Raw genomic sequence first — 2294 nt, 5'->3', positions numbered from 1 at the left:
AGTGTCGTTAGAAAACACTAGATAATATGATAAATCTTATAAAACAATCACATGAGTATGTTGCATCGAATAGTACTGATGTCTTTAATTAGTGAAAAAACCGCAGTTTAGTGCGATACGGTGAACCGTACACTTGGACAACAAAGTACTTTAGATCGTAATCAGTGTTTTGATACAGTTTCTATATATGTGGCATATTGGTGACTACACTTAACAAAAGTTTAATTTGAAGGTACTTCATCGAAGTATCTTCTTTTTAAGTACGCCAGATGTTACACGGCTATAGGCATCAGTACTTATTAAAAAGAGTTGTGTGAGATGATAAAGCTCTTTTGTATTCAATGATCATTCATGTTTATTATTTATCATTATGGTTTGGTCAAAATGTATAGTTAACTGTTTGTGTAAGTCTCTTGGTGTGATATTTTTTTTATTTGTAATCCATGTAAGTATAATAGATGCAATAATATAGGTACGTAGATTTACCGCATAACTTAGAATGGGATTTTCGTTTTCAATGAAAGAAATTTTATCGAGTTCCATTACAATCTGTTCGATATTGTTAATCAATATATTTCTATTATTACTTATTAAAAGTAATTCTATTATTCTTGAATCTTGATACCAATATTCTAAGAAGGGCAATATAAGAGTTAATGGATGGGACTTACTCTTATTACTACTGTTTTTATTTTTGCTCTGTACACTTGTCTTAAGTTCGATGAATTTTCTGTCACACTCATATTTTAAAACATCATCAAGGGAATCAAAATTTCTATAAAATGTAGCACGTCCAACTTCAGATCGTTGAATGACTTCTGTAATACTAATCTTATCGTAATTTTTTTCATCAAGTAATGAATCGAGTGCTAAGTATATAAATCTAGCTGATCGTTTTGAGCGTTTATCATCTTTTATATGGTACAATTTTGCACCTCCTGTTCTGTATAAGTTTAAAGTATTTACAATATAGTTATCATAACATATACTAACTTTACGGAACAGACGTATCATAAAAAAGGAGAAAAGTTATGAAAAAGAAGTTATTAATCGGAGCAGTTCTTATACTTGTAATAGTGATGGTTGTTATCATTTATATGTTTGCTGGCAACATGGAAGAGTTTGCAGATGCAGTACCAGCTGTAGAAAGAACTCAATTTATGGATCATGGAGACGATCTTAGGAACGTAAGATATGGAGAAATTGTTCCAGTCTTCAGAAAAGGTGCAAAACTATATATTGAAGTTTATAACACCGTAGAACATAATGAACTTCCAGGAGAGTTGTGGGAAGCTTTAGATGTAGAAGAAATGGCAGAGGAATATGGTGCTGAAGAAGTACTTCTTAACGGACCTAGATATTGGGTAATCAATGCTGCAGAGGGAAACACAGATAGACTAAATAATAAAATTGCTGATTTTGGCGGTATAGAAATGAAACTGGTCGCCTCTCTTGATGAAACGCTTTTTAGCATGAATCTTGGTGAGAACTTTTACACTGAAAGCTCTGTAGAAAGAGAAACCAACTGGATTTATTGGAAAGGTAATATGGTTTATGAATTAGTTTCTCTAGAAGGTGATGTGTACAGAATGCAAGCTGCTTCAATGATAGAAGATGCTAATCTAACAATAGACAAATTGGAGTACTTAGGTGAACGCCTTGATTTACCAGAGGGATGGACATATAGAGCAAGAGTATTAGAACAGGATTCTATACTAGACTCACATGGAATGGCTACAATTATCCAAGATGAGTTCATAAATACGTACCAAAAGGTAGTTGATTAAACCAAAATAACGCAACTGGAATGTTGATGATATCTGCTAAGAAAAACAAGTTTATCAAAGGCCTTTCATAAGAAAGGACTATATCGTATTCTGTGTAAATAGGTGTGTGTCGATACATGTAGAGTGTTGCTCACTACTCACATTAAAATAGCCTTTTAAAGATACTTCATTAAATTGAGGTATATTTATTTGAATCAGTATGATTTTTCTCAATGGAAATTCTGAAATGTGTGGCAGTTGACATAAGAAGAATGTCACAATAAGTCTAAAATGTTTATGTAGATGTACCTCTGAATCTGTTCGTCGGGGGCCCTGGTCCCTTACGGTGTGCCAGAAGTGTTGGAACTCCTAGATTGTATCTAGGGGTTCTTATTTTTTTACACTAGCGTTGCATAAAATTCATTACACAAATAGAAAACATTAAATTAACATTTTTGCATAAATAAGTATTTAAAAGCGTATAAAAAATCCTTATAATAGATGTATGGAGCTCAAATGAATGGTCTC

The 2294-nt window shown here is 32.6% G+C and carries 2 protein-coding genes; one reads left to right on the top strand and one right to left on the bottom strand.

What is annotated here, in order from left to right; translation table 11 throughout:
• Positions 1 to 345: 345 nt before the first annotated feature.
• The gene (locus tag DWB64_RS19030) at positions 346 to 927 is read right to left on the bottom strand and encodes a TetR/AcrR family transcriptional regulator (RefSeq protein WP_164980507.1); all 582 of its coding nucleotides are present in this window, start codon (positions 925 to 927) and stop codon (positions 346 to 348) included.
• A 104-nt stretch (positions 928 to 1031) separates the two neighbouring features.
• Here DWB64_RS19030 and DWB64_RS19025 point away from each other — a divergent pair, with 104 nt between their 5' ends.
• Entirely contained in the window at positions 1032 to 1787 is a 756-nt protein-coding gene (locus tag DWB64_RS19025; RefSeq protein ID WP_129489806.1) for a hypothetical protein, read from the top strand.
• Positions 1788 to 2294: the final 507 nt, after the last annotated feature.

Source organism: Fusibacter sp. A1, assembly GCF_004125825.1.
In the GTDB taxonomy this organism is placed as follows: Bacteria; Bacillota; Clostridia; order Peptostreptococcales; family Acidaminobacteraceae; genus QQWI01.
This window is presented reverse-complemented; position numbering and strand designations above follow the sequence as displayed.

Bases quoted from the DNA above. Each gene is read 5' to 3' on its own strand.
- DWB64_RS19025 (WP_129489806.1), top strand. From the start codon at position 1,032: ATGAAAAAGAAGTTATTAATCGGAGCAGTTCTTATACTTGTAATAGTG.